The organism is Streptomyces palmae (assembly GCF_004684805.1).
In the GTDB taxonomy this organism is placed as follows: Bacteria; Actinomycetota; Actinomycetes; order Streptomycetales; family Streptomycetaceae; genus Streptomyces; species Streptomyces palmae.
Map to the genome: position 1 here is coordinate 1 of NZ_SRID01000677.1, position 1,386 is coordinate 1,386.

The window sequence follows — 1,386 nt, forward strand, 5'->3', positions numbered from 1 at the left end:
CCCGAGGCCCGCCCCACACACGGCCCGTTCCGCCCGAGGCCCGTCCCTCCCGAGGGGCGGCGTACCCGACACCGCGTCGGCGTACGCCGCCCCCTCGGCGTATTCGCGGAGTTGGGCCCGAGCGCTCACCGGCGCCTGGGCGGGCACCTCACGCGGCCTCAGGAGAGGTGCCTCCGGCCGACCTCCGGCCGACCTGGGGCCCGCCGCGCGTCCGACACGGCCCGGCGGCGGCCCCGCCCCGTCGGTCAGCCCAGCTGGGGGGCGGTCCAGGCGGCGTGCCGCAGGATGGCGCGCACGGCCAGGCCGGACGGGGCCAGCCGGAGCGCGGTGTTGCGCGCGGCGACGGCGAGTGGACGGTTCAGCTGCTGCCCCATGCGGCCGGCCTGCCGAGCGGCCCGGGCGATCGCCTGGCTGCGGGGTCGCCGCTCGGTGTCGTACCGGGCCAGCGCCGACTCGACCGTGGGTGCGGCGGCCAGTGCGGCGGCCAGGGTGACCGCGTCCTCCAGGGCCTGGCAGGCACCCTGCCCGAGGTTGGGCGTCATGGCGTGGGCCGCGTCGCCCAGCAGGGCGACACGTCCCACGACGTACGAGGGCAGGGGGGTGACCAACTCGTTGATGTCGTGGTGCAGGACGTCCTGCGGGCGCGTGGCCGCCAGGAGGGAGTCGATGGGCTCGTGCCAACCGCGGAAGCGGCGCCGTACCTCGGACAGCGGGTCCCGGTAGCGCACCTCGGCGGGCGCGTTGAGGACCGCGTGCCACTCGGCCCGGCCGTCGGTGAAGGCGATATGGCCGAACTCCGCCCCCCGGCCCCAGGTCAGCTCGAAGTCGGTCCGCAGGTCGACCGGGCGCTCGGTGATGGCGCGCAGCACCGTGGAACCGCTGTAGGAGGGGCCGGGATGGGCGGGGAAGAGCTGCCGGCGCGCCCGGCTGCCGACACCGTCCGCGGCCACCACCAGATCCGCGCTCCGGACGGCGTCGCCGCAGACCACTCGCGCCTGGTCGGGATCGCTGAGGTCGAGGTCCGTCACCTCGGTGCCGATCTCCAGCACCTCCTGCGGCAGCGCCTCGCGCAGCAGTCGGTGGAGCGCGGAGCGGGGTATCCCCACGATCGGGGCGCCCAGCGCACGCTCCAGCGCGGCGCCGTCCATACGTGCCAGCCAACGGCCGTCGGGAGTGCGGGTGCCGCCGGTGTACTGGAACCGCGCCGCCTCGCGCACCGCCGCGCCGACACCCAGGGCGTCCAGCGCATGGATGCCGTTGGCGGCCAGTGAGATGCCCGCCCCGGCGTCGCCGAGTACGGCGGAGCGCTCGATGACCGTCACCTCCCAGCCGACCCGGCGCAGACCGATCGCCGCGGCCAGCCCTCCTGTCTCTTATACACACTGA

General features: G+C 76.0%; 1 protein-coding gene. It reads right to left on the bottom strand.

Going from position 1 to position 1,386, the window contains the following annotated elements; all coding sequences use genetic code 11:
- Nucleotides 1-245: 245 nt before the first annotated feature.
- Nucleotides 246-1,361 (bottom strand): FAD-dependent monooxygenase, encoded by a 1,116-nt coding sequence (locus tag E4099_RS32000; protein ID WP_245245356.1) that lies wholly within the window; start codon nt 1,359-1,361, stop codon nt 246-248.
- Nucleotides 1,362-1,386 lie beyond the last annotated feature (25 nt).